At 61.0% G+C, this 21,279-nt stretch carries 16 protein-coding genes; 6 read left to right on the forward strand and 10 right to left on the reverse strand.

The features are described from left to right. Window positions 1-4: 4 nt before the first annotated feature. Complete coding sequence (locus HMPREF2935_RS00230) at window positions 5-2,098, forward strand: acyl-CoA dehydrogenase family protein (RefSeq protein ID WP_070731517.1); 2,094 nt, start codon at window positions 5-7, stop codon at window positions 2,096-2,098. A gap of 23 nt (window positions 2,099-2,121) precedes the next feature. Here HMPREF2935_RS00230 and HMPREF2935_RS00235 read toward each other — a convergent pair whose 3' ends face one another. Beyond that, window positions 2,122-2,856 carry a PAQR family membrane homeostasis protein TrhA gene (locus HMPREF2935_RS00235; RefSeq protein ID WP_070731518.1) on the reverse strand — a complete coding sequence of 245 codons (735 nt, stop codon included), beginning with the start codon at window positions 2,854-2,856 and terminating at the stop codon, window positions 2,122-2,124. Window positions 2,857-2,950: 94 nt separating this feature from the next. Between HMPREF2935_RS00235 and HMPREF2935_RS13665 the strand changes: the two genes are divergently transcribed. After that, on the forward strand, window positions 2,951-3,082 hold the full coding sequence (locus HMPREF2935_RS13665) for a hypothetical protein (protein WP_256380761.1): 132 nt from the start codon (window positions 2,951-2,953) through the stop codon (window positions 3,080-3,082). 96 nt (window positions 3,083-3,178) lie between these two features. Next, window positions 3,179-4,216: an alpha/beta hydrolase gene (locus tag HMPREF2935_RS00240; protein ID WP_070731519.1), complete on the forward strand. Its 1,038-nt coding sequence runs from the start codon at window positions 3,179-3,181 to the stop codon at window positions 4,214-4,216. A gap of 211 nt (window positions 4,217-4,427) precedes the next feature. Here HMPREF2935_RS00240 and HMPREF2935_RS00245 read toward each other — a convergent pair whose 3' ends face one another. Together HMPREF2935_RS00245 and HMPREF2935_RS13310 are read right to left on the reverse strand one after the other, a co-directional pair. Further along, complete coding sequence (locus HMPREF2935_RS00245; RefSeq protein ID WP_210400704.1) at window positions 4,428-6,977, reverse strand: phosphoribosylformylglycinamidine synthase; 2,550 nt, start codon at window positions 6,975-6,977, stop codon at window positions 4,428-4,430. Further along, on the reverse strand, window positions 6,905-8,107 hold the full coding sequence (locus HMPREF2935_RS13310; RefSeq protein WP_210400705.1) for a phosphoribosylformylglycinamidine synthase: 1,203 nt from the start codon (window positions 8,105-8,107) through the stop codon (window positions 6,905-6,907). The genes HMPREF2935_RS00245 and HMPREF2935_RS13310 overlap by 73 nt, the downstream gene beginning before the upstream one ends. A gap of 389 nt (window positions 8,108-8,496) precedes the next feature. Between HMPREF2935_RS13310 and HMPREF2935_RS00250 the strand changes: the two genes are divergently transcribed. Further along, window positions 8,497-11,178, forward strand: a complete 2,682-nt coding sequence (locus HMPREF2935_RS00250) for an ExeM/NucH family extracellular endonuclease (RefSeq protein ID WP_070731520.1) — start codon at window positions 8,497-8,499, stop codon at window positions 11,176-11,178. A 190-nt stretch (window positions 11,179-11,368) separates the two neighbouring features. On the opposite strand, the gene HMPREF2935_RS00255 is transcribed toward HMPREF2935_RS00250, so the two are convergent. From HMPREF2935_RS00255 to purD, 5 genes are all read right to left on the reverse strand, one after another. After that, window positions 11,369-12,055, reverse strand: coding sequence for a DUF2334 domain-containing protein (locus HMPREF2935_RS00255; RefSeq protein ID WP_061924562.1), 687 nt, complete (start codon window positions 12,053-12,055; stop codon window positions 11,369-11,371). Between the two features lie 48 nt (window positions 12,056-12,103). Continuing rightward, a complete protein-coding gene (locus HMPREF2935_RS00260) occupies window positions 12,104-14,227 on the reverse strand; it encodes a S9 family peptidase (RefSeq protein ID WP_070731521.1) in 2,124 nt (707 codons plus the stop codon). Between the two features lie 77 nt (window positions 14,228-14,304). Then, window positions 14,305-15,174, reverse strand: coding sequence for a phosphoribosylaminoimidazolesuccinocarboxamide synthase (locus HMPREF2935_RS00265; RefSeq protein WP_070731522.1), 870 nt, complete (start codon window positions 15,172-15,174; stop codon window positions 14,305-14,307). 21 nt (window positions 15,175-15,195) lie between these two features. Then, a complete protein-coding gene (gene purB / locus HMPREF2935_RS00270; RefSeq protein WP_061924572.1) occupies window positions 15,196-16,635 on the reverse strand; it encodes an adenylosuccinate lyase in 1,440 nt (479 codons plus the stop codon). Window positions 16,636-16,706: 71 nt separating this feature from the next. Beyond that, window positions 16,707-18,005 (reverse strand): phosphoribosylamine--glycine ligase, encoded by a 1,299-nt coding sequence (purD, locus tag HMPREF2935_RS00275; protein WP_070731528.1) that lies wholly within the window; start codon window positions 18,003-18,005, stop codon window positions 16,707-16,709. Between the two features lie 34 nt (window positions 18,006-18,039). Between purD and HMPREF2935_RS00280 the strand changes: the two genes are divergently transcribed. Beyond that, a complete protein-coding gene (locus HMPREF2935_RS00280) occupies window positions 18,040-18,462 on the forward strand; it encodes an HIT family protein (RefSeq protein WP_061924576.1) in 423 nt (140 codons plus the stop codon). A gap of 43 nt (window positions 18,463-18,505) precedes the next feature. Here the strand turns inward: HMPREF2935_RS00280 and HMPREF2935_RS00285 are convergent, their stop codons facing one another. Both HMPREF2935_RS00285 and HMPREF2935_RS00290 read right to left on the reverse strand, forming a co-directional pair. Beyond that, a complete protein-coding gene (locus HMPREF2935_RS00285; RefSeq protein ID WP_082778650.1) occupies window positions 18,506-19,966 on the reverse strand; it encodes a sensor histidine kinase in 1,461 nt (486 codons plus the stop codon). A gap of 34 nt (window positions 19,967-20,000) precedes the next feature. Beyond that, window positions 20,001-20,705 (reverse strand): response regulator transcription factor, encoded by a 705-nt coding sequence (locus HMPREF2935_RS00290; RefSeq protein WP_061924579.1) that lies wholly within the window; start codon window positions 20,703-20,705, stop codon window positions 20,001-20,003. 210 nt (window positions 20,706-20,915) lie between these two features. Between HMPREF2935_RS00290 and HMPREF2935_RS00295 the strand changes: the two genes are divergently transcribed. Continuing rightward, entirely contained in the window at window positions 20,916-21,272 is a 357-nt protein-coding gene (locus tag HMPREF2935_RS00295; RefSeq protein WP_062043352.1) for a hypothetical protein, read from the forward strand. Window positions 21,273-21,279 lie beyond the last annotated feature (7 nt).

Consider the following 21,279-nt stretch of genomic DNA (forward strand, 5'->3'; position numbering starts at 1 on the left):
AACCATGGCACTCCTCAAGACTCAAAGCAAGGATTCCAGCGCCACTTCCTCCACCGAGGCAAACCGCGCAAATCTTCGTTCCACCACCGCCCAAGCAGAGCCGCGCAGCCCGCGCCGCCTGCCCAAGACACCGCAGCCATCCGTAGCTACCGAGCTGGGCAACCTACTCGATGGCCCACACGCCGCCTTCCGCCAGGAGCTACGCAAGTTCATCAATGACCCGGAGCTCTTCCCGCATCCAGATCTCTCCGTCGCCGAGCAGCGCGCGCATACCTTCAACAATCTCGCTAAGGTGCTTGACTTCGGCGGTTTCCAAAAGGGTCTGCGCCGCGACAATGGCGGGCCTGGCAAACCGATTCTTTCCACTTTCACACTCGAAGGCCTGGCTTGGGTCGACGGCTCGCTCGCCATCAAGTCCGGCGTGCAGTGGGGACTGTGGGGCGGCGCCCTCGACCAGCTCGGTACCGAACGCCACATCGAGTGGGTTCAAAAGGCCGCATCCCTGGAACTACCTGGTTGTTTCGCCATGACCGAGCGCGGCCACGGCTCCGACGTGCAATCCCTTGAGACCACGGCGAACTACGACCCTGAAACCGATGAATTCATCATCAATACCCCGAGCGATACCGCGGTGAAGAACTACATCGGCAACGCCGCCCAGGACGGCCGTGCCGCCGTCGTGTTCACGCAGCTTATGACCCCGGAAAGCGATGGTCGTACCCACGGCGTGCACGCCATCATCGTCCCGATTCGTGACGAGCAAGGCAACGCGCTGCCGGGCATCACCTTGGGCGATCACGGCCACAAGGGCGGACTCGTGGGCGTCGATAATGGCACGCTCCGCTTCGACAACGTGCGCGTACCACGTGTGAATCTGCTCAACCGCTTCGCAGACGTCGATGAAAAGGGCAGGTATTCCTCGCCGATTGAAAACCCCAACGCCCGCTTCTTCACCATGCTCGGCACGCTGATCCGCGGGCGCATGGGCGTGGCTGGTGCCGCGGGCGCCGCAACGGAGGCCTCGCTGGACATTGCGGTGCGCTACGCCAACCGACGCCGCCAATTCGAAGGCGCAACCGGCGCCGAAAAGCGCCTTATCGATCACCGCCAGCACCGTCGCCGCCTGCTCATCCCGTTGGCCCGCTCTTATGCGTTGCACCTGCTGCACAACCAAATTCTCGAGCGCTACCAGGAGATGAATGACAGCCAGGAGGCAGGCTCGTGGTCCGTGACCACGCCCACCGAGGAGCAAAAGTATGCCTCCCGCGAGATGGAGTCTTTGGCCGGCGCGATTAAAGCCGCACAGACCCAGCACGCCATCCGCACGATTCAGGAATGCCGTGAGGCCTGCGGTGGCGCAGGTTATATGTCAGAAAACCGCCTGACCACCTACCGCGCCGACTCCGATGTCTTCGCCACCTTTGAGGGCGATAACACCGTGCTGATTCAGATGGTGGGCAAGAACTTGCTCACCGCTTACGGTCGTGCGATGAATGACATGTCTCCATGGGATACCGTGCGCTATGCCGCTACGACCGCCACTGAAGTGGTCCGCCGCCGCACTGGTTTCACCACGCGTCTGCAGGGGCTGGTGGACCTGGTCAATCCGAACGAGGCATCGCTTTTCGACGCCGTCTACCAAGCCAAGCTCATCGACGACCGTGCCCAGTCCGTCCTGCTTTCTCTCGTTCGTCGCATCCAGCCGGCCCGCAAGGCCGACAAGGTGCAGGCAGCCGCCATCGTGGACCAGTGCCAGGATCACCTCATCGCGGCAGGCTGGGCCCGTGTAGATACGCTGCTGGTCCAAGCGATGATTGAGGCGGAAGACCGCCTGGAGGTAGGTTCCCTCGCACGCCAGGTCTTTGAGCAGCTACGTCACCTATTCGTTCTGTCCACGCTGGTCGAGCACGCCGGCTGGTATCAGGAGCACCACTTGCTTCCGGCCGGCCGTATGAAGGCCGCCCGCGCTGCAATCAATGATCTGGTGGATTCTTTGGCACCGTGGTCCGTGGTTCTTGTTGACGCGTTCGGCCTGCCTTCCGAGGTATCCAACATTCCGATGCTCACCGAAGCCGGTGTGGACCCGCTGCGCGATTAGGTGCCTGCCCCCCAATTGAACGCCTAGGCCGCCACGACCATCCAAATGGCCACCATGTGCACAACCGCAGCCGCGATAGTCGCGCTGTGGAAGTGCTCGTGGTAGCCATACCACCGGGCGTTGCGGCCCGGCCATTTGAAGCCATAAGCCAAAGCGCCGAGCGAATAGATCACTCCGCCGGCAAAAAGCAGCCACACAACTGCGGCGCCAGCGGCACCCCACAGGGTGGGAATGAGTGGGACCACCAACCATCCCAATGCCAGATAGACCACCACATCGAGCCAGCGTGGATGGTCTATCCACAACAGATTCAGGATGACACCCAAGATTGCCCCGGCCCAAGCAATAGCCAACATGAGCGATGCCTGCTTCACGTCTAAGACGATGGCACACAGCGGCGTATACGTCGCCGCAATAAAGACAGCGATGGTTGCGTGATCCGCCCGACGCCACCAACGCACTGCCCGCAAGCTCGGCCATGGCCAACGGTGATAAAGGGCAGACACGCCAAACAAGCCCACTACGCCGACGCCGTAGACGGTAACGGCTAGCGCGTGCCACCAGGGCAGCGTCATCCAGGAATAGGTAATCAGCACAGTAGATGCGATCACCGAGCAAATCGCGGCAAAGAAGTGACCCCAGCCGCGAGTGAGGGGGCGTGGGCCACGGTCAGCGATGAAATAACGCCGCTCAACGAGCCCCTCAGGTGGCGCCTGCCCCACCTCTTCTAATAGCACAGTGTTTTCCTTGTTAGCCATCAATGGGTAGCCGCCTCACTTCGGAGAAAACTTACGTTGCCGTAACTATACGGCGCCCGTCCGACGCTTTCAAGGAAATGCCCACTATTTTGTTATGCGTATTAAATTTTGCACCGGCGCCAAAATCGGCGAGGCCTGGCCAGGTTCGACCGACTACGACTTCTTCGGAGCGCAGCTGTACACGGCCTGGGAGAAGACGCTCGGGCCAGCGCCCGGCGTCGAATAGCGCGTGCCACTTTAGTCACAGTAGTTGAATCTCCTTTTAACTTTCCCTGGGAAATACTTATACAAGCTAAAAAATCCTTGTACACTTGCTCCCACTATGACTTCCTCACGCTCCATTGGAACCCTGCTCAAGTCCGTCGCCGCCGCCGGCGCCCTCGCGCTGGCTGTCGGCTCAACCACCACCCCTGCCATGGCTCAGTCGAGCCACCTAGAGAAGGTCTCCTCGCGCGTGACCAACCCGCAGCCTTGGCTGGGTGACCAGGCCAAGATCGTGGGCAAACGCCACATCAACGGCAACCACTGGGTCGTCGACGTGTGGTCTCCTGCCAACCGCGAAATCATCACCAACAACGTGCTGCTGCCGGGCGGCGACCAACCGCGCCCGAGCTTCTATCTCCTGCCTGGCATCCAGGGCGGCCAGGAGGGCATGAACTGGATGACGCATACCGACGTCGGACCATGGTTCGCGGATAAAAACGTCAACGTAGTCATGCCGCTTGGCGGCCCATACTCGCTGTACACGGACTGGAACCAGGCCGACCCAATCCTGGGCGTAAACAAGTGGAACACCTACATGACCCAGGAGCTTCCGCCGCTTATCGACGCCGAATTCCACGGCACCGGCCGCGATGCCATCGGCGGCCTCTCCTCCACCGGTGCGGCGGCGCTCGATATCGCGGCGCATGCGCCACAGCGTTTCAAGGCGGCCGCTTCCTACTCTGGCTGCCCAGTGCGCTCTGATCCGACGGGCGTTCTGACCTCGACGGCAATGATGGCTTACGGCGGCGGCTCCTCTTTCAACGCGTGGGGCCTGCCGGGCTCGCCGCAGTGGGCGGACCATGACCCGAACTTCAATCCGGGTCGCCTGCGCGGTGTAGATGTCTTCGTGGCTTCTGCATCCGGAAACCCAGGTCCGATTGATGGCAACAACATCAACCCGGTGACCAGCGTTGGCCCGCGTGCAGTTGAGGTGGTTGCCAACCAGTGCACCGAGACCTTCACGCACAACGCGCGCCGCGCCGGCGTGAACGTTAACCGCTACTACAGCGAGCAGGGTTCGCACTCCTTCGGGCTCTTTACACACGAGATGAAGGTCAGCTGGGCGCAGACCATCGCGCGCGCAATCGGCGCTTAAGTCGCGGCGCTCACGCGATTTCTCCTGGGCATCACGAACTCCATTCGCTCTGAGGCTTCCACCCCGGTTGGGTCCCCGTCTTTGGGTCCCATTGGTTGGGTCCTATTGCGAGTGGAGTTTTGTGTTTTGGGGTAAAAAAGGCTCCCTTTGCTAGCAAAGGGAGCCAAGGAATGGGACCCAACCAGGGGGACCCAACCAGCCGGGCTCGGAACTACTTGCGGAAGTACTCTGCCGCAGACTCGAAGAGCTTCATATCGTACTCGCCCGGCACGTTCTTGTAGGTAGATGCCGAGATGCGTTCAGAGTGGCCCATCTTGCCCAGGACGCGGCCGTCCTCGGACATGATGCCCTCAAGGGCGAAGAGGCCGCCGTTCGGGTTAACGGAGATATCCATCAGCGGGTTGCCAGCAACGTCGACGTACTGGGTAACGGCAGCTGCCTTTAGACGCTCCCACTCGGACTCACCAGCAGTGATGCGGCCCTCGCCGTGAGAAATCGGGACGGTGAAGACGTCGCCCTCGTTAATCTTGGACAGCCACGGCGATGCGTTATTGACCACGCTCACACGCGAAATACGCGACTGGTGGCGACCAATCGTGTTGAAGGTCAGCGTCGGGGTCTCAGTGCCCGGCTCAGAAATCTTGCCGAACGGCACCAAGCCCAGCTTGATCAGCGCCTGGAAGCCATTGCAGATGCCGAGGACCAGGCCACCGCGCTCGTCGAGAAGCCCCTGCACACCCGCGGTGAGCGACGGGTTACGCAGGAAAGACGTGATGAACTTCGCGGAACCGTCAGGCTCGTCGCCGCCAGAGAAGCCGCCCGGCAGGAAGAGCATCTGGGAGCGATCCAAAGCCGCGGCCATGCGGTCGACGGACTCAGCAATGTCTTCCGGGGTGCGGTTGCGCACCACGAGGATCTCCGGCTCGATGCCAGCGCGACGCAGCGCGCGGGCGGAGTCGTACTCGCAGTTGGTACCCGGGAAGACCGGGATGAGAGCGGAAGCCTTGGCGCCGCCGTGGGCCGGAGTGATGGTCGGTGCCTCAGATGCGGAGACCGGAGAAGTGGCGTCCGCCAGGGAGACCGAACCAGTCTGCTCAACGAAGCTCGGGTAGATCTCTTCGAGAGTGCCCAGGTAGGCGGCCTCGGCGTCGGCAAAGGAAACCTCGGTGCCGCGGTAGGTGAAGCCGCCCTCAGCGGTCTCACCAATAACCGAGCCCGCGGTTGGCTCCTCGCCGTCTGCCCACTCCAGGACGAAGGCGCCGTAGGCGTAGTCGTAGAGCGGGGCGTCGTCAGTAAAGGCGAAGCCGATGCCCTCGCCCAAGCCCATCTTCAGCACGGACTCGGCAGGGCCGCCGAAGCCCGGGGTGTAAGCGGAGATGACCTTGCCGGAGCGCAGCAGCTCCGTCACGGTGCGGAAGTTGGCAACCAGGGAATCTGGGGTGGGCAGGCCGGCCAGCGCAGTATCCTCTGCGCCAGCGATCTCCGGCCGGAAGAGCGTGACCTTGTGGCCCGCTGCCTTGAAGTGGTTCGGCACCATGTGAGTGGCATCGTCGTGGCTGACGGCAACCGAGATGACCGTCGGCGGGACGCTGAGCTCTTCGAAGGTGCCGGACATGGAGTCCTTGCCGCCAATCGCGGCGACGCCGAGGCCAAGCTGGGCCTTGATGGTGCCCAGCAGCGCGGCAGCCGGCTTGCCCCACGCCGCAGCGGAGTCCATGCGCTCGAAGTACTCCTGGAAGGACAGGTAGGTCTCGTCGAAGGAGGAACCGGTGGCGATCAGCTTGGACACCGACTCGACCACCGCGAGGTAAGCCCCGTGGAACGGGCTGGCCTCAGTGACGTATGGGTTGTAACCCCAGGACATCACAGAGCAGTTGGTGGTCTCTCCCAGCGCCGGCAAGGTGTGTGCCGTGGCCTGGATCGGGGTGGCCTGGCGGGTGCCGCCGAAAGGCATCAGCACGGTGCCGGCACCGACGGTGGAGTCGAAGCGCTCAGACAGGCCCTGCTTGGAGGCAACGTTGAGGTCGGAGGCCATGCCGAGGAAGGACGCGTTGAAGTCCTCCTGGCGTGCCCACTCGCGGGCCGCGCCGCGCCAATCAGCGGTGGGGGCAACCTCGACGTCGACGTGCTTGTCGGCGCCGTTGGTGTTTAGGAATTCGCGGGAAAGGTCAACGATGGTGTTGCCGCGCCAATGCATGCGCATGCGGCCCGAGTCAGTGACCTCCGCAACGACCACGGCGTTGAGGTTCTCCTCGTTAGCCAGCGCGATCAGCTTGTCGAGGTCGCCTGCCTCAACGACGGTGGCCATGCGCTCCTGGGACTCGGACAGAGCCAGCTCGGTGCCATTCAGGCCCTCGTACTTCTTCGGGACCGCATCGAGGTTGATCTCCAGCGAATCCGCCAGCTCGCCCACTGCGACGGCGACGCCGCCGGCGCCGAAGTCATTACAGCGCTTGATGAGCTTGGAAAACTCCGGGTTGCGGAACAGGCGCTGGAGCTTGCGCTCCTCCGGCGCGTTACCCTTCTGCACCTCCGCGCCCGCGGTGGTCAGCGACTCCACGGTGTGCGACTTGGAGGAACCAGTAGCGCCACCGATACCGTCACGGCCCGTTGCACCGCCGACGAGCACCACGAGGTCACCCGCCGCCGGAACTTCGCGACGCACGTTCGCCGCCGGTGCGCCCGCCACTACCGCACCCATTTCGAGGTGCTTGGCGACGTATCCTGGGTGATAGACCTCATCAACCAGGCCGGTAGCCAAGCCAATCTGGTTGCCGTAGGAGAATTGCCGGCAGCTGCCACGCGGGCAATGGTCTTCTGCGGCAGCTTGCCTGCGCGAGTGGTGGTCTCCAGCGGGTTACCGGAGCCGGAGATGCGCATCGCGCCGTAGACATAACCGCGGCCAGACAGCGGGTCACGGATTGCGCCACCGATGCAGGTAGCAGCGCCGCCAAAAGGCTCGATTTCGGTTGGGTGGTTGTGGGTCTCGTTCTTAAACAGCAGCAGCCACGGCTCTTCCTTGCCATCCACGGTGATGGTGACATGAACGGTGCAGGCGTTGATCTCCTCGGAGACGTCCATGGCGTCGAGCTTGCCCGTGGCACGCAGCACCTTGCCAGCGATGGTGCCCATGTCCATCAAGGTCACCGGCTTAGCGCGGCCGATGGACTCGCGGGCTGCGAGGTAGTCCTGGTAAGCGGCCTCAACGGCCGGCTCATTGAAGGTAATGGAATCGAGGACGGTCTCGAAGGTGGTGTGGCGGCAGTGGTCGGACCAGTAGGTATCAATCACCTTGAGCTCGGTGATGGTCGGCTCGCGGTCTTCGGAGGCAAAGTACTCGCGGATTAGAGTAGCGTCGTCCACGTCCATGGCTAGGCCGTGGGAGGCAACGAACTCGGGAAGGGCGGCGTCGGAAAGCGCAGTGAAACCCTCAAGGGTCTCTACGTCTGCGGGGGTATCGACGTGCAATGCCAAAGTCTCCGGCAGCTCCAGCGCTGCTTCACGGGACTCGACGGGGTTAATCAGATCCTTGCGCATGGCGGCAGGAATCTCACCATCTACCGCATAGACCACCGCGGTGCGTACGCGGGGGCGCTCCTTTTCAAAGAGGAACTGAATGCACTGTGCCGCGGAATCGGCGCGCTGATCAAACTGGCCTGGAAGCGGTTCAACGGCGAGAACCCCGCCTGTAACTCCAGCCTCGTCCAGCGTGGAAAAAGTAGTGTCTACCTGCGGTTCTGAAAGAACCAACTTGACCGCGGTAGCAAATTCGGAATCGGTGGTGCCCTCTACGTCGTAGCGATTGAGCACGCGCACGTTGACGCCGTACTCCTTCGACAATGCAGCGGCATGCCCGCCCTCGCGATTTTCCACATACACGCGCTGAACCATCGTGCCTCCAGTTTCATTCAGCTCAAGTTTTAACTCGGTAGTCGACTTAGTGCCCACAGTATTTCCCGCGGGGAACGAAAACCAATTCTATAGGGCGGCGGGTTGGGGGTGGTTTGGTTCGGGGGATTACTGGCGCCGACGCCTCGCGTGGGCACAATTTGCCAAATAGTGCGCCCAAATTTGCTGATTTTCCGGGCTTGCTTGGCAAATTGTGCGCAGTTCGCACGCCCCTGCCCCGCGAAGCCCACGTAAACACCCGATGAACCGCAAGACAAGCTTTTTGGGCATGCATGTAAACCCCCAAGACATCTGGGGGGATGAACGCTTGGCAAGCCCGACGCGGTGCCTTAGAAACAAATGGTCATATATCTCCTATTGCAAGGTTTCTCATGCGCTCTCGTTCTCTCCACGCGCTTTCTTTGACCGCGCTCATCTCCACTTTCTCCACTCTCACCGTCCCCGCCCATGCAGCCCCCGCAGGTGATGCCGTGGTCCTTTCTGAGGTTTACGGCGGCGGCGGAAACTCTGGTGCGACCTTTACCCACGACTTCATCGAGCTCTTCAACCCCACCGAAGCCGCGGTCTCGCTGGATGGTTGGTCCGTCGAGTACTTTTCCGCCGGTGGCAACTCGGGCGGCAAGGCTGCTCTCAGCGGCGCGATTCCGGCTGGCAAGCACTACCTGATTCAGGCTGGCCAGGGCAACGGCGGCTCCACGCCACTGCCTACCCCAGACGCGGAGTCCTCCCTGAACCTGTCCGGTTCGAAGGGATCGGTCAAGCTTTACGACGCCTCCGGCAACGAGGTTGACCTCGCCGGTTACGGTTCCGCCCAGCTGGCAGAAGGCACCCCTGCCCCAAGCACCTCCAATGCAGAGTCAGTCTCTCGCGATGAGGCGGGCACCGATACCGACGACAACGCTGCCGATTTCCATGTCGGCACGCCAACTCCTACGCCTTCCGGAAACGAACCAACCACGCCCGCTGAGCCAGAGGAACCAACGCAGCCTGCAGACCCCGGCCGCGAGCTAAGCATCGAAGAAATCCAGGGAACCGGCGCTCAGTCTCCGGTTAAAGACCAGAACGTCACGACCAAGGGCGTCGTCACTGGCGTGTGGTCCGAGGGCGGCATCAACGGCTTCACTATCCAGACCGGCGGCACCGGAAACGAGGCTCCTGCTGCTTCCCCGGCGCTGTTTATTTACATGGGCAACAAGGAAGCCTCTGCTTATCCGCAGCTCGGGGATTCCGTGCAGGTTTCTGGCAAGGTCTCGGAGTTCTTTGACGCCACCCAGCTAACCGCAGATGCCGTCGAGAAGCTCGATGCTCCCCTGCCGGAGGTCACCGCGCTCGAACTGGAGGCCCTGCCGGAAGGCGACGTCGCCCGTGAGGCCTACGAGCACATGCTGGTGCTGCCTGGCACACACACCGTGACCAACAACTACGCGCTCAACCAGTATGGCGAGGTAGGCCTGGCGCCGGGCACTGAGGCACTCCGCCAGCCGTCGGACCTTTATGACCCGTCGACAGACCCAGACTCCGACCTACAGAAACTCGCCGCTTCCAACGCCGCCAAGCTGGTCACGCTGGACGATGGCCGCACGAAAAACTACCTCGAGTCTGACCAATCCACCCCGCTGCCATATATCGCGCAGGACAACGCACAGACCATCAAGTCCCTGCGCACCACTGACCAGGTAACTTTCCAGCACCCGGTCATCGTGGGTTACTCCCATGAACAGTGGCGCTACCAGCCCACCGCACCGGTAACGGGCAATACGGCAGGCAGCGATTTGCCGATTACCTGGGAAGACTCCCGCGAAAAGGAACTGCACGCACTCGACGTCGAAGGCGAATACACCATTGGTGCCTTCAACGTATTGAACTACTTCACCTCCCTTGGCGAGGAGTACGGCGGCAGCTCCTACGATGACATGAACGGCAACCCGGTCACCGTCAAGCGCGGCACGACCCGCGGTGCTTATACCGCGGAGGCCTTCGAGAACCAGCAGCGCAAGATTGTCGCGGCCGTAAACGGTCTTGATGCCGACGTCATCGCCCTTTCTGAAATCGAAGACGGCTACGGCGTCACCGGCGACAAGTCCAAGCGCGACCAAGCCTTGGCGCACCTGACCGACGAGCTCAACGCGGCCGCTGGTTCCGAGAAGTGGGCCTACGTGGCCTCCCCGGAGAAGCTGCCGGACACCGTGGACGTCATTCGCACCGCGTTTATCTACAAAAAGGATCGCGTCAAACCGGTTGGTGAATCCCGCATCTTCGTCGACGACCGCTTCACTGGAACGGCCCGTGAGCCGCTAGCGCAGGAGTTCGCGCCAGTCGACGCCGCGGATGACGAGACCTTCGTGGCCGTGGCCAATCATTTCAAGTCCAAGGGTTCCGTTGTTAAGGGCGACGCCGACACCGGCGACGGCCAGGGCAACAACCCCAACGTGCGCAAAGCACAAGCCGAAGCCGTTCTTGAGCACCTGGCTAAGCAACCAGATTGGCAGGACAAGGCCACCTTCGTAATGGGTGACCTCAACACCTATACCCACGGCGATGCCATCGATGTCTTCCGCGACAGCGGCTACACCGTTCCCGCTGAGGACTTCCACGCGGATGCCTCCTACCAGTTCTCTGGCCTGTTGGGTTCCCTCGACCACGTCCTGGCAAACGAGGTTGCATCCGGCAAGGTAACCGACGCCCAGGTGTGGAACATCAATGCCGACGAGCCTGTGGCCTTTGAGTACTCTCGCCGCAAGTACAACATCGTGGACTTCTACGACGATTCCCCGTTCCGTGCCTCTGACCACGACCCGGTCAAGGTCGGCTTCAGTCTGGGTGAGGCGGCCACTACCCCAGACGAAGAACCAGACAGCAAGCCCGGCACCAACAAGGGCTCCAGCTCCAGCAACGGCTCTAGCTCTGGTTCGAGCACCGGCAGCATCATCGCATTGATCCTTGCGGTTGCCGTCCCCGGCATCGCAATGTTGCTCGGCGGTTCGCTGAAGTTCCTGACACCCCAGCTCATCGACGCCCTGCCACCGCAGGTCCGGGATTTCCTCAAGCTCTAGGCTCCCGCGAGCGTCTCCTCCGGGGCGTCTTCCCCCGGAGCATCTCCTCCCCCTACGCACAATTTGCCAAATAGTGCCCTGAATTAGCGCGGATTCGGCAGTCTAATTGGCAAATTGTGCACTTTTGCACGCTTTTGCACGCGTGCCGTGCGTACGGTGCACGCTTGGCGTGCACTTCCGCGGGAGGCTTTTAGCGCTTCGTCAAAAAGACGCCGTAGTCCGCGGGCTGCGCGCCGGCGCTCGCGGCGCGGTCAACCGCCTTGATGAAGTCAGAGACCACTTTCCTGTCATTAAGGTTGCGGCCAGAGATGGAAAGACGCACGGTGTTGCCACGCAGCGCGGAGCGCTCAGCTGCGCGAATAATGTTGCGGCGCCACCACTTCGCCGCGCCGAAGCCCTCGCCGAAGGACAGGTTGCGGGTCTGGTGGAACTTGCCGGAACGCAGCTCGTGAATGCCACGCGTGGAGACCGCGACGTCGAAAGCAAAGTTCGGTAGGACCTCCAAGGTGCCAGGCGACATACGCCAGCGTGGAGGTGCGAAGATGCTCGACTCGAAGCCCAACTTGGCCATCTGCCGCGTGGCGCCCTTCAAACGGAGATTGGCCTCGTGCGAGTCGAGGTTAGCGAACTCAGCGCGACGACCTTGCACCGCTTGGTCGAAGCCATTCAGAATAAGCAACCTACCCGCGGATTCCTGCTCTTTGAGAAAGCCTAAGGTCTTGTCATCCTTGGCCAGGTGCCAATTGCCATCAATGTGTGGGGCAACCAGCAAAGAGACCGGGATTTCTTCCCGGTCTAGTTCTTTGAGGAGGTTACTAGTTTGCTTCCGCGTGTCAGAAAAGATGCTGGAAATCGAAACTAGAAGGTGGCCATGCATAAGTGCAATTATCGCACAGCCACCGCGAGTCCGCGCGGCGAGGAGCGTCTAAGCTTTCAACCCCGTGGCCTTGTTAATGGTCCACGCGTATTCGAAGGCATTCTGGCGCCACTTGTCATAGCGTCCAGAAACGCCACCGTGGCCAGCAACCATCTCCGTCTTGAGCAGGAACTGCCCGCCCGCTGCGGTATCACGCAGCTTGGCAATCCACTTCGCCGGTTCCACGTAGAGCACGCGAGTGTCGTTTAGCGAGGTAATCGCCAAAATGTCCGGGTAGTTCTGCGCAGTGACGTTCTCGTAAGGCGCATAGGACTTCATATAGTCATAGACCTCTGGGTCGTGGTACGGGTCGCCCCACTCTTCCCACTCGATGACCGTCAGCGGTAGCTCCGGCTTCAGGATGGAAGTCAGCGGGTCCACGAAGGGCACAGAGGCCTGGATGGCCGTGAAGCGGTCCGGGGCCATGTTCGCCACCGCGCCCATCAGCAGGCCACCGGCGGAGCCGCCTTCCGCCACCATCTGATCTGCGGTGGTGACACCGCGCGCAATGAGGTCATCGGCCACCGCGATGAAGTCTGTGAAGGTGTTCTTTTTCTGCAGAAGCTTGCCGTCGTCGTACCAGGTACGACCCATCTCGCCGCCGCCGCGGACGTGCGCCATGGCGAAGATCATGCCGCGATCCATCAAGGACAGACGGAAGACGGAGAAGTACGGGTCCATGCTGGCCTCATAAGAGCCGTATCCGTAGAGAAGCGTCGGGTTAACTTTGGTGCGGTCAAGATCAGCGCGGTGCACGATGGAGACCGGAATCTGCGTGCCGTCGGAAGCCTGCGTCCACATGCGGTAGGCAACGTAGTCATCCTTGTTGTAACCGCCCGGGACTTCTTGTTCCTTGAGCAAGGTGTACTCGCCAGTCTCAACGCGGTAATCGAAAAGCTGCGAAGGCTGGATGAAGGAGGTGTAGCTCACCCGCAGTACCGGTGCATCCCATTCCGGGTTGCCGCCAACGCTCACGGTGTAGAGCTCTTCGTTGAAGTTTAATTCCTTAAATTCGGACCAACCATGGCGTACATCCATGATTGCGGCACGCCCGATGCCGGCGCGGCGGTAGCCTACGACGACCTGGTCGCGATAGGTATCCACGCCTTCCAGGCGCACATCCTCGCGATGCGGAATCAGCACATCGAGCTCGCGGAGCGGTGCGAGGTCCTCCCCTACGGCCAGCGGCGTGGTGGCCAGGGTGAAGTTCGGACCTGATGCGTTGTGGGTGACAAACCAATAGGCCTGGCCGTCAATCTCGGCATAGTCGACGTCGTAGTCAACACCTGCTTCGCGCTGCCACAGAACCTGGAATTCGCCTTCCGGGTCCGTGCGATCCAGCACCCAGGTCTCTGAGGTCAGCTTCGAGCCGATGACGATGAACAGGTACTTCTCGCTGCGAATACTGCCGACGCCGATATTAAAGTGCTCGTCGGCTTCATACATGACCTGCACGTCTTCGGACTGCTCGGTTCCCACCTTGTGGCGCCAGACGGTATCTGGGCGCCAGGCATCATCGACCGTGGTGTAAAAGATGTAGTCATCGCCCACCCAGGTCGCACCGTAGAAGATGCCTTCGAGGCGGTCGGAGAGCAGCTCACCGGTACGCAAGTCCTTGATGACCAGAGAAAAACGCTCGTCGCCAGCGGTATCCACGGAATAAGCCAGCAGGTTGCCGGAGTCAGAGACGGTGGAGGCACCCATCGCGAAGAATTCGGTGCCTTCTGCTAGCTCGTTGGCATCTAGGAGGATTTCCTCGCCCTCAGGCGCGCCTTCTTCTGGAATAACGGGAGCGGTCCACGGGTCAGTACCTTCGGCCACCGGAACGCGGCAGCTAATGCCATAGTTCTTGCCCTCGACAGAGCGGCCGTAATACCAGTACTGGCCCCTGCGCGAAGGCACGGACATGTCCGTTTCCTTCACACGCGACTTTACTTCCTGGAAGATGTTCTCAGTCAGCTCTTTAAGGTGCGCAGTCTCCTGCTCAGTATAAGCATTCTCCGCGCGCAGATAATCGAGCGTTTCTGCAGATTCTTTATCCCGCATCCACTCGTAATCATCCACGAAGCTGCGTCCATGAAACTCGCGGGTGATGGGGTGTTTTGCGGCAATCGGCGGGGTCAATTCAGTCATGTTCTCCTCGCTAGATTAGGGGGGGCTTATTTGTAGTGAGATTTCTCGAAACCCTACCGTAACGAAGGCTTTAGGCCTTAGAAGGAGTTTCCCGAAAGACGCTCGTAAGCCTCGACGTAGCGCGCACGGGTGGCCTCGACGACGTCGTCAGGCAGGCGCGGCGGCTTGGTATCAGAGGCCTGGTCCCAGCCGGATTCCTGGGAGGTCAGCCAGTTGCGCACGTACTGCTTGTCGAAGGAAGGCTGAACCTTGCCCTCCTCATACGTATCGGCCGGCCAGTAGCGGGAGGAATCCGGGGTTAGGACCTCATCTGCGAGGATGAGGGTGCCATTTTCATCGAGGCCAAACTCGAACTTGGTATCGGCCAGGATGATGCCCTTCTCCTCCGCGATGCGGGCGGCCTCGGAGTAGATGCGCAGGGTGGCAGCGCGCAGCTCTTCCGCACGCTCTTTGCCCAGCTTGGCGACGACCGCGTCAAAAGACACGTTCTCATCATGCTCGCCCTGCTCCGCCTTGGTGGCCGGCGTGAAGATCGGCTCTGGCAAGCGGGAGGCTTCGGTAAAGCCTTCAGGCAGCTCGATGCCGCAAACGGTGCCGCTTTCCTTATATTCCTTTAGGCCGGAACCGGTGAGGTAGCCGCGCGCGACGCACTCGAAAGGCAGCATGTCGAGCTTTTTGACCACCATGGCGCGGCCCAGCACCTCCTCCGGGATGCGCTCGTCATCAAGCGGGCCGGCGAGGTGATTCGGAAAATCGATGACGTCGAAGAAGAACTTAGAGGTCGCGGTCAGAACACGCCCCTTGTCCGGGATAGCCGGGTCCAGGGAGTGGTCGTAGGCCGAGATGCGGTCGGAGACGACCATCAACAAGGTGTTCTCGTCAACGTCATAAATGTCACGGACCTTGCCGGAAGCAAGGTGCTTATAAGAAGAAAGTTCTGGGCGCATGAGTCCTATCCTAATTCGCTTTTAGAGAATCTCGCCTGGGGTATAAGCGGCGGCCTTCGGGTGCTCGCTGACCAGGTTGTTGATGCGGGTAAGAACCTGATTGACCTGGGATTCCGCGGCGCCGATGAAGGCGTGCTTATCGGCCAGGGCAGCTTCTAGGTCCTCGGCGGACATTGGCAGGCGCTCGTCGGCGGCAAGGCGCTCGACCAAGTCCTGATCGCCGCCGTTTTCGCGCATGTTCAGCGCCACTGCGACGGCGTTTTCCTTGATGACCTCGTGCGCGGTCTCGCGGCCGACACCGGCGCGCACGGCCGCCATCAGGATGCGGGTGGTGGCAAGGAAAGGCAGGTAGCGCTCGAGCTCGCGGTCGATCATCGCAGGGAAGGCACCGAACTCGTCCAGCACGGTCAGGAAGGTTTCGAACTGGCCGTCGAGGGCAAAGAAGGCGTCGGGAAGCGCAACGCGGCGCACCACGGAGCAGAATACGTCGCCCTCGTTCCACTGCTGACCGGAGAGATCCGCAACCATGGTGAGGTAGCCGCGCAGGATGACCTGGAAGCCACACACGCGCTCGCAGGAACGGGCGTTCATCTTGTGTGGCATCGCGGAAGAGCCAACCTGGCCTTCCTTGAAGCCCTCGGTGACGGTCTCATTGCCAGCCATCAAGCGGATGGTGGTGGCCAAGGAAGACGGGCCGGCGCCCAGCTCAACCAGCGCGGAAACGGCGTCGAAATCGAGGGAGCGTGGGTAAACCTGACCAACGGAGTTGAAGATGCGGTGGAAGCCCAGGTGATCAGCAATCGCAGTCTCCAGGGAGGCCAGCTTGTCCTCGGAGCCGCCCATCAGGTCGAGCATGTCCTGGGAGGTGCCCATCGGGCCCTTGATGCCGCGCAGCGGATAGGCAGCCAGGAGCGATTCGACGCGCTCGATGCCCAGCAGCATCTCATCGGCTGCGGAAGCAAAGCGTTTGCCCAGGGTGGTGGCCTGAGCAGCAACGTTGTGGGAACGGCCGGCCATGACCTGAGACTGGTAAGCAGCCGCATGCTTGCCGATGCGCGCGACGACCGCGATGGCCTTGTCACGGATGAGGCGCAGCGAGGAATGAATCTGCAGCTGCTCGACGTTCTCGGTGAGATCTCGGCTGGTCATGCCCTTGTGGATGTGCTCAAAGCCAGCGAGGGCGTTGAACTCCTCGATGCGGGCCTTGACGTCGTGGCGCGTTACGCGCTCACGGGCAGCGATGGACTCGAGGTCCACCTGCTCAACCACGGACTCGTAGGCCGCAATGGCCTCTGCTGGAATATCGACTCCCAAATCCTTTTGCGCGCGCATGACGGCGATCCACAGCTGGCGCTCCAGGATGATCTTGTACTCCGGGCTCCAAATATTGGAAAGCTCTGCGGAGGCATAGCGGGAGGATAGGACGTTGGAAATGTTCTTCTTTTCAGCCACGGGAAACATTATTCCATGTACAAAGCCCAGCCTGTACCTTTTGGTAGCAAGCTGGGCTATACGGGGGTGCGAGAGAAAAGCTAGATGGAAATCTCGCCGTCTTCGGCACGCTTTCCGATGTCGCGACGGTAGAAGCTGCCGTCCAACTTAAGGCCTTCTAGCACCTCGTAGGCGGCGGCGCGGGCCTCGGCGAGTGTGGCGCCCTGGCCCAGGACGTTGAGCACGCGGCCGCCGTTGGAGATGACATCGACTTCCTCTTCAACACCGCGCGAGCCTTCGGCTTGCGAGGTACCGGCGTGGAGGACCTTGTTCGGATCATCCAGGCCCGGGCCGGTGATGACGTCGCCCTTACGCGGGGAGGCTGGGTAGCCCTCAGCGGCCAGGACGACGGTAACGGCGTAGCCGTCCTTCCACTTCAGCTCGTCCAGCTCGGCAAGCTTGCCGGTGGCGGTGGCGTTAAGCGCCTCAGCCAGCGGGGACTCGAGCATGGAAAGAACTGCCTGGGTTTCTGGGTCACCGAAGCGGCAGTTGAACTCAACAACGGCGATGCCTTCCTTGCCCCAAGCAAGGCCGGCATAAAGCAGGCCGGAGTACGGGGTGCCGCGGCGCACCATTTCGGCGGCAACTGGCTTGCAGACTTCGTCGACGATGCGCTGCACGCCGTCGGCAGGCAGCCACGGCAGCGGCGTATAGGCGCCCATGCCGCCGGTGTTGGGGCCTTCGTCATTGTCGTAGGCGCGCTTGTGGTCCTGTGCTGGGAGCAGCGGGACGACGGTCTCGCCGTCGACCAAGCAGAACAGGGAAACTTCTGGGCCATCGAGGAAGGACTCGAGCAGGACCGGGTTTCCTGCCGCGTGAACCTCGTTTACATGTTCCTTCGCGGCAGCGCGGTCGTCGGTGACAACGACGCCCTTGCCGCCGGCGAGGCCGTCATCTTTCACCACGAAGTGCGGGCCGAAACGGTCGAGGGCGGACTCAATGTCGGCGTCGGAAGCCCCCGGCACCAGCTGCTCCGCGCGAGCGGTGCGAACGCCAGCAACATTCATGACGTCCTTGGCAAAGGCCTTAGACCCCTCGATCTGCGCGGCATCCTTGGAAGGGCCGAAAACGGCGATGCCGTTGGCGCGCAGCTCATCTGCGACGCCGGCAACCAGCGGCACCTCGGGGCCAACGACGACGAGCTCGGCGTCAATTTTCTGCGCCAGCTCCAGCATCTGTGCTGGGTCATCAACCTTGGAGTACTCAGGATGCACCGTGGCCAGGGAATCGAAGTTCGGCGAGCCTGGGGCAACGTGGAGTTCAGTGGTCAGTGGATCTGCCTTGAGACCTTTGAGCAGGGCGTGTTCGCGGCCGCCCGAGCCAATTACGAGAATGCGCATGCCGTCCATCTTAACTGGAGGTAGCCTAGTCACCATGTCTTCTGTATTTACCAAGATTATTAATGGTGAACTGCCTGCACGCTTTGTCTACCGCGACGAGACCTGCGTGGCCTTTTTATCCATCGAGCCCCTCAACTACGGCCACACTCTGGTGGTTCCGATTGAGGAGATAGATAAGTGGACCGACCTCGACCCACAGACCTGGGCACACCTCAACGAGGTGGCACTGGAGATTGGCGCCGCTATCAAGACGGCGTTTAACTCGCCACGCACTGGCTACATCATCGCCGGCTTCGACGTGCCACATACCCACATCCACCTCTTCCCCACCGAGAAGATGGAAGAGTATGACTTCGCCAAGGCATTTGCTGCCGACGCCACCGATCCTGCCGCCATGGATGAGGCAGCGACGCGTATTCGCCAGCACTTGGGCACCGACGAAGAAGGACGCCGCTAACTAGCAGCGTCCTCGTGAGAAGGCCTCGTTAGCGGCCGATTAATTATGAAGCTGGGAGGCGCACCGTAAAGGTGGAGCCCTCCCCCAGCTGGGAGCTCACGGCAATGCTGCCGCCGTGCTGCTCCACCAAAGATTTCACGATGGCCAGGCCCAAGCCCGAGCCGCCGGTATCGCGGGTGCGGGAAGAATCCGCGCGATAGAAACGCTCAAAGATGTGGCTGGTGTCCTCGGGGGACATGCCCTTGCCGTCATCGGCGACGTCGATAAGCACTGCCTTGTCTGTGCCCTCGCCCTCTTCGCGGATGGTGAGTTTGACCTTGGCTTCCTCGCCACCGTGGCGAATGCCGTTGGAGACGAGGTTGAGCAGCACCTGGTGCAGGCGATCAGGGTCGCCTTTGACCACCGGAATATCGTGGGTCTCGTTAACCACGTCGATCTGGCGGCCGGCAAACGCGGCACGCGCGGAGGAACCGACGGAAAGCACCAGCTCCAGCATGTCCACAGTGCGCATGTCCAGGCGCGAGCCCTCGGCGCGGGTCAGAGAAAGCAGGTCCTCCACCAATAGCGACATTCGCTTGGACTCGTCATCGATCTTGGAAAAGACGAGATCCACATCCTTGGTGGCGCCGGAGCGATAAAGCTCGGTGTAGCCACGCAAACTGGTCAGCGGGGTGCGTAGCTCGTGGGAAGCATCGCCGACGAAACGGCGCATCTGCTCCTCTTTATCTTGAGCTTGGACAACTGAGCGCTGCAGCTGACCCAGCATCACGTTGAGTGCAGCCGAGAGCTGACCAACCTCGGTGTGCTTCGGCCACTCCGGCACACGCTTGTCCAAGTCACCCGCGGCAATCTCGGAGGCGGTCTTTTCAACGACGCGCAGCGGGCGCAGCGCGCGACGGATAAACCACATGCCTACCACGGCGATAATGCCCATGACCACGGCGGTGATGATTATTTGCACGATGGCAAGGCCGCGGAGAATAAGCCGCTCGTGGGTGAGATCCTTGGCCACTACGGTCACGGTGCCATCGACCTTGATGGCCACGGCGCGCCATTTGGTTTCGTCGTTTCCAACGGAACCGACGGTGGCAGGCTCGTCACCGATGTAGAGGTTCTTCGCGTCCGGCATGCTGGTCTTGGGGCCGGTGTATAAAACGGTGCCATTCGGCAGGTAACTAAGCGCCACGTATTCCGTAGGCGGGCGCCTAGAGTAGTCCCCCAAATAGTAGTCGTTGCTCATATTGCGCGCCCAGCCGTTGGTGGCATCCTTTAGCTGATCATCGACGTTGCCATACATGACGTCGGACATAATCGAGGACACCGCCAAAGAGGCACCCGCCAGGCCGAGGCCAGAGACCAAGACCATGAGCACCAAAAGCCACGTGCGCAGCGGCATCGCTTTGGGGCGCTGCACGCGGCGTCGCTTAGCGCGCTCCCCGGAGGGAACCGCAACAGACGGGGTTTCAGGCAGCGTGGATTCCGCCGCCGAGTGGGTAGTGCTCATGTATTAGTACTCGAAAAAGGACTGAGGCGAACTACTAGTTACGCGGCATGCGCAGAACATAGCCGACGCCGCGAACAGTATGAATAAGCTGCGTATCGCCGGTGTCGATCTTGCGGCGCAGGTAGGAGATATAGGACTCGACTACGTTGCCATCGCCGCCGAAGTCGTAGTGCCAGACGTTGTCCAAGATCTTGGACTTGGACAGCACCACTTCCTTGTTCTGCATGAGGTAGCGCAGAAGGTTGAACTCGGTTGGGGACAGCTCGATGATTTCGCCTCCCTTGGTGACCTCGTGGGTGTCATCATTCAAGGTGAGGTCAGCATAGGAAATGGTGGCGTCACTGTTTGCGTCATCGACGTTCGCGCCGCGGCGCAGGATAACGCGCAGGCGGGTGATAACCTCTTCCAGGCTGAACGGCTTAGTCACGTAATCATCGGCACCGATGGTCAGGCCATGGATGCGCTGATCGACGCTGTCCTTTGCGGTCAAGTAAAGCACCGGGCCGTCGAGGCCTTCCTGACGCAGCTTGCCAAGCAGCTCGAAGCCGTCCATGCCCGGCATCATGACGTCCATGATGTAGGCATCAGGATTAACCTCGCGGGCCACCCGCAGCGCCTCAGTGCCGGAGTTTGCGCTGAATACCTCGAAACCCTGGAACTTCAGGGAAACGGTGAGTAACTCCACGATGTTGGGCTCATCATCAACGACGAGGACTTTTACTTCTTTATTGTCGTCCATTAGCTCTTGTTACTTCCTTCAGCGAGTGCTTATTGCTATTTCGCAATGATGACACCCAGGCTTCCAAGGGCACTGAAGGGAGTCTGGACATCACCTGTGAACTCCCATCCTAGCCAACGGCGCCGACAACCAGGCCGGAATACGTAAGGTGAACACCAAGTCGACTTCACCGATGGCAATCACGGCAACCAATCTGAAGGAGGATTCCAAGTGCGCAAGAAACTCACGTTGTCCGAAGAACAGTTCCGATTCATCGACCAGCTCACCAACGAGGTTTTTGAAGGCGACATGCTGCCCGAAGGAACCGTTCTCACCGGAGTCGGAATTCAATCCCGCAGGAGCATAGACCCTTCTGGAGAGAGCACGTGGTACCACTTGGATTTGTGGAACCGGCAGCTCCATGACGGACGGACGGTCAGACTGTGGGGCGCGTTTCCTGATCTCAGCGAAAAGGAAGACGCGCTTTCCTTCCACACCATGGTGCAGTCTTCAGGCCTTGCCGAAATGTTCTTGACGGCTACACCCGAAACTGCACGGTTCGAAACGATGGAGTACGTAGCGGACTAGCGGCTAG

This window comes from Corynebacterium sp. HMSC076D02 (genome assembly GCF_001813815.1).
GTDB lineage: Bacteria > Actinomycetota > Actinomycetes > Mycobacteriales > Mycobacteriaceae > Corynebacterium > Corynebacterium simulans.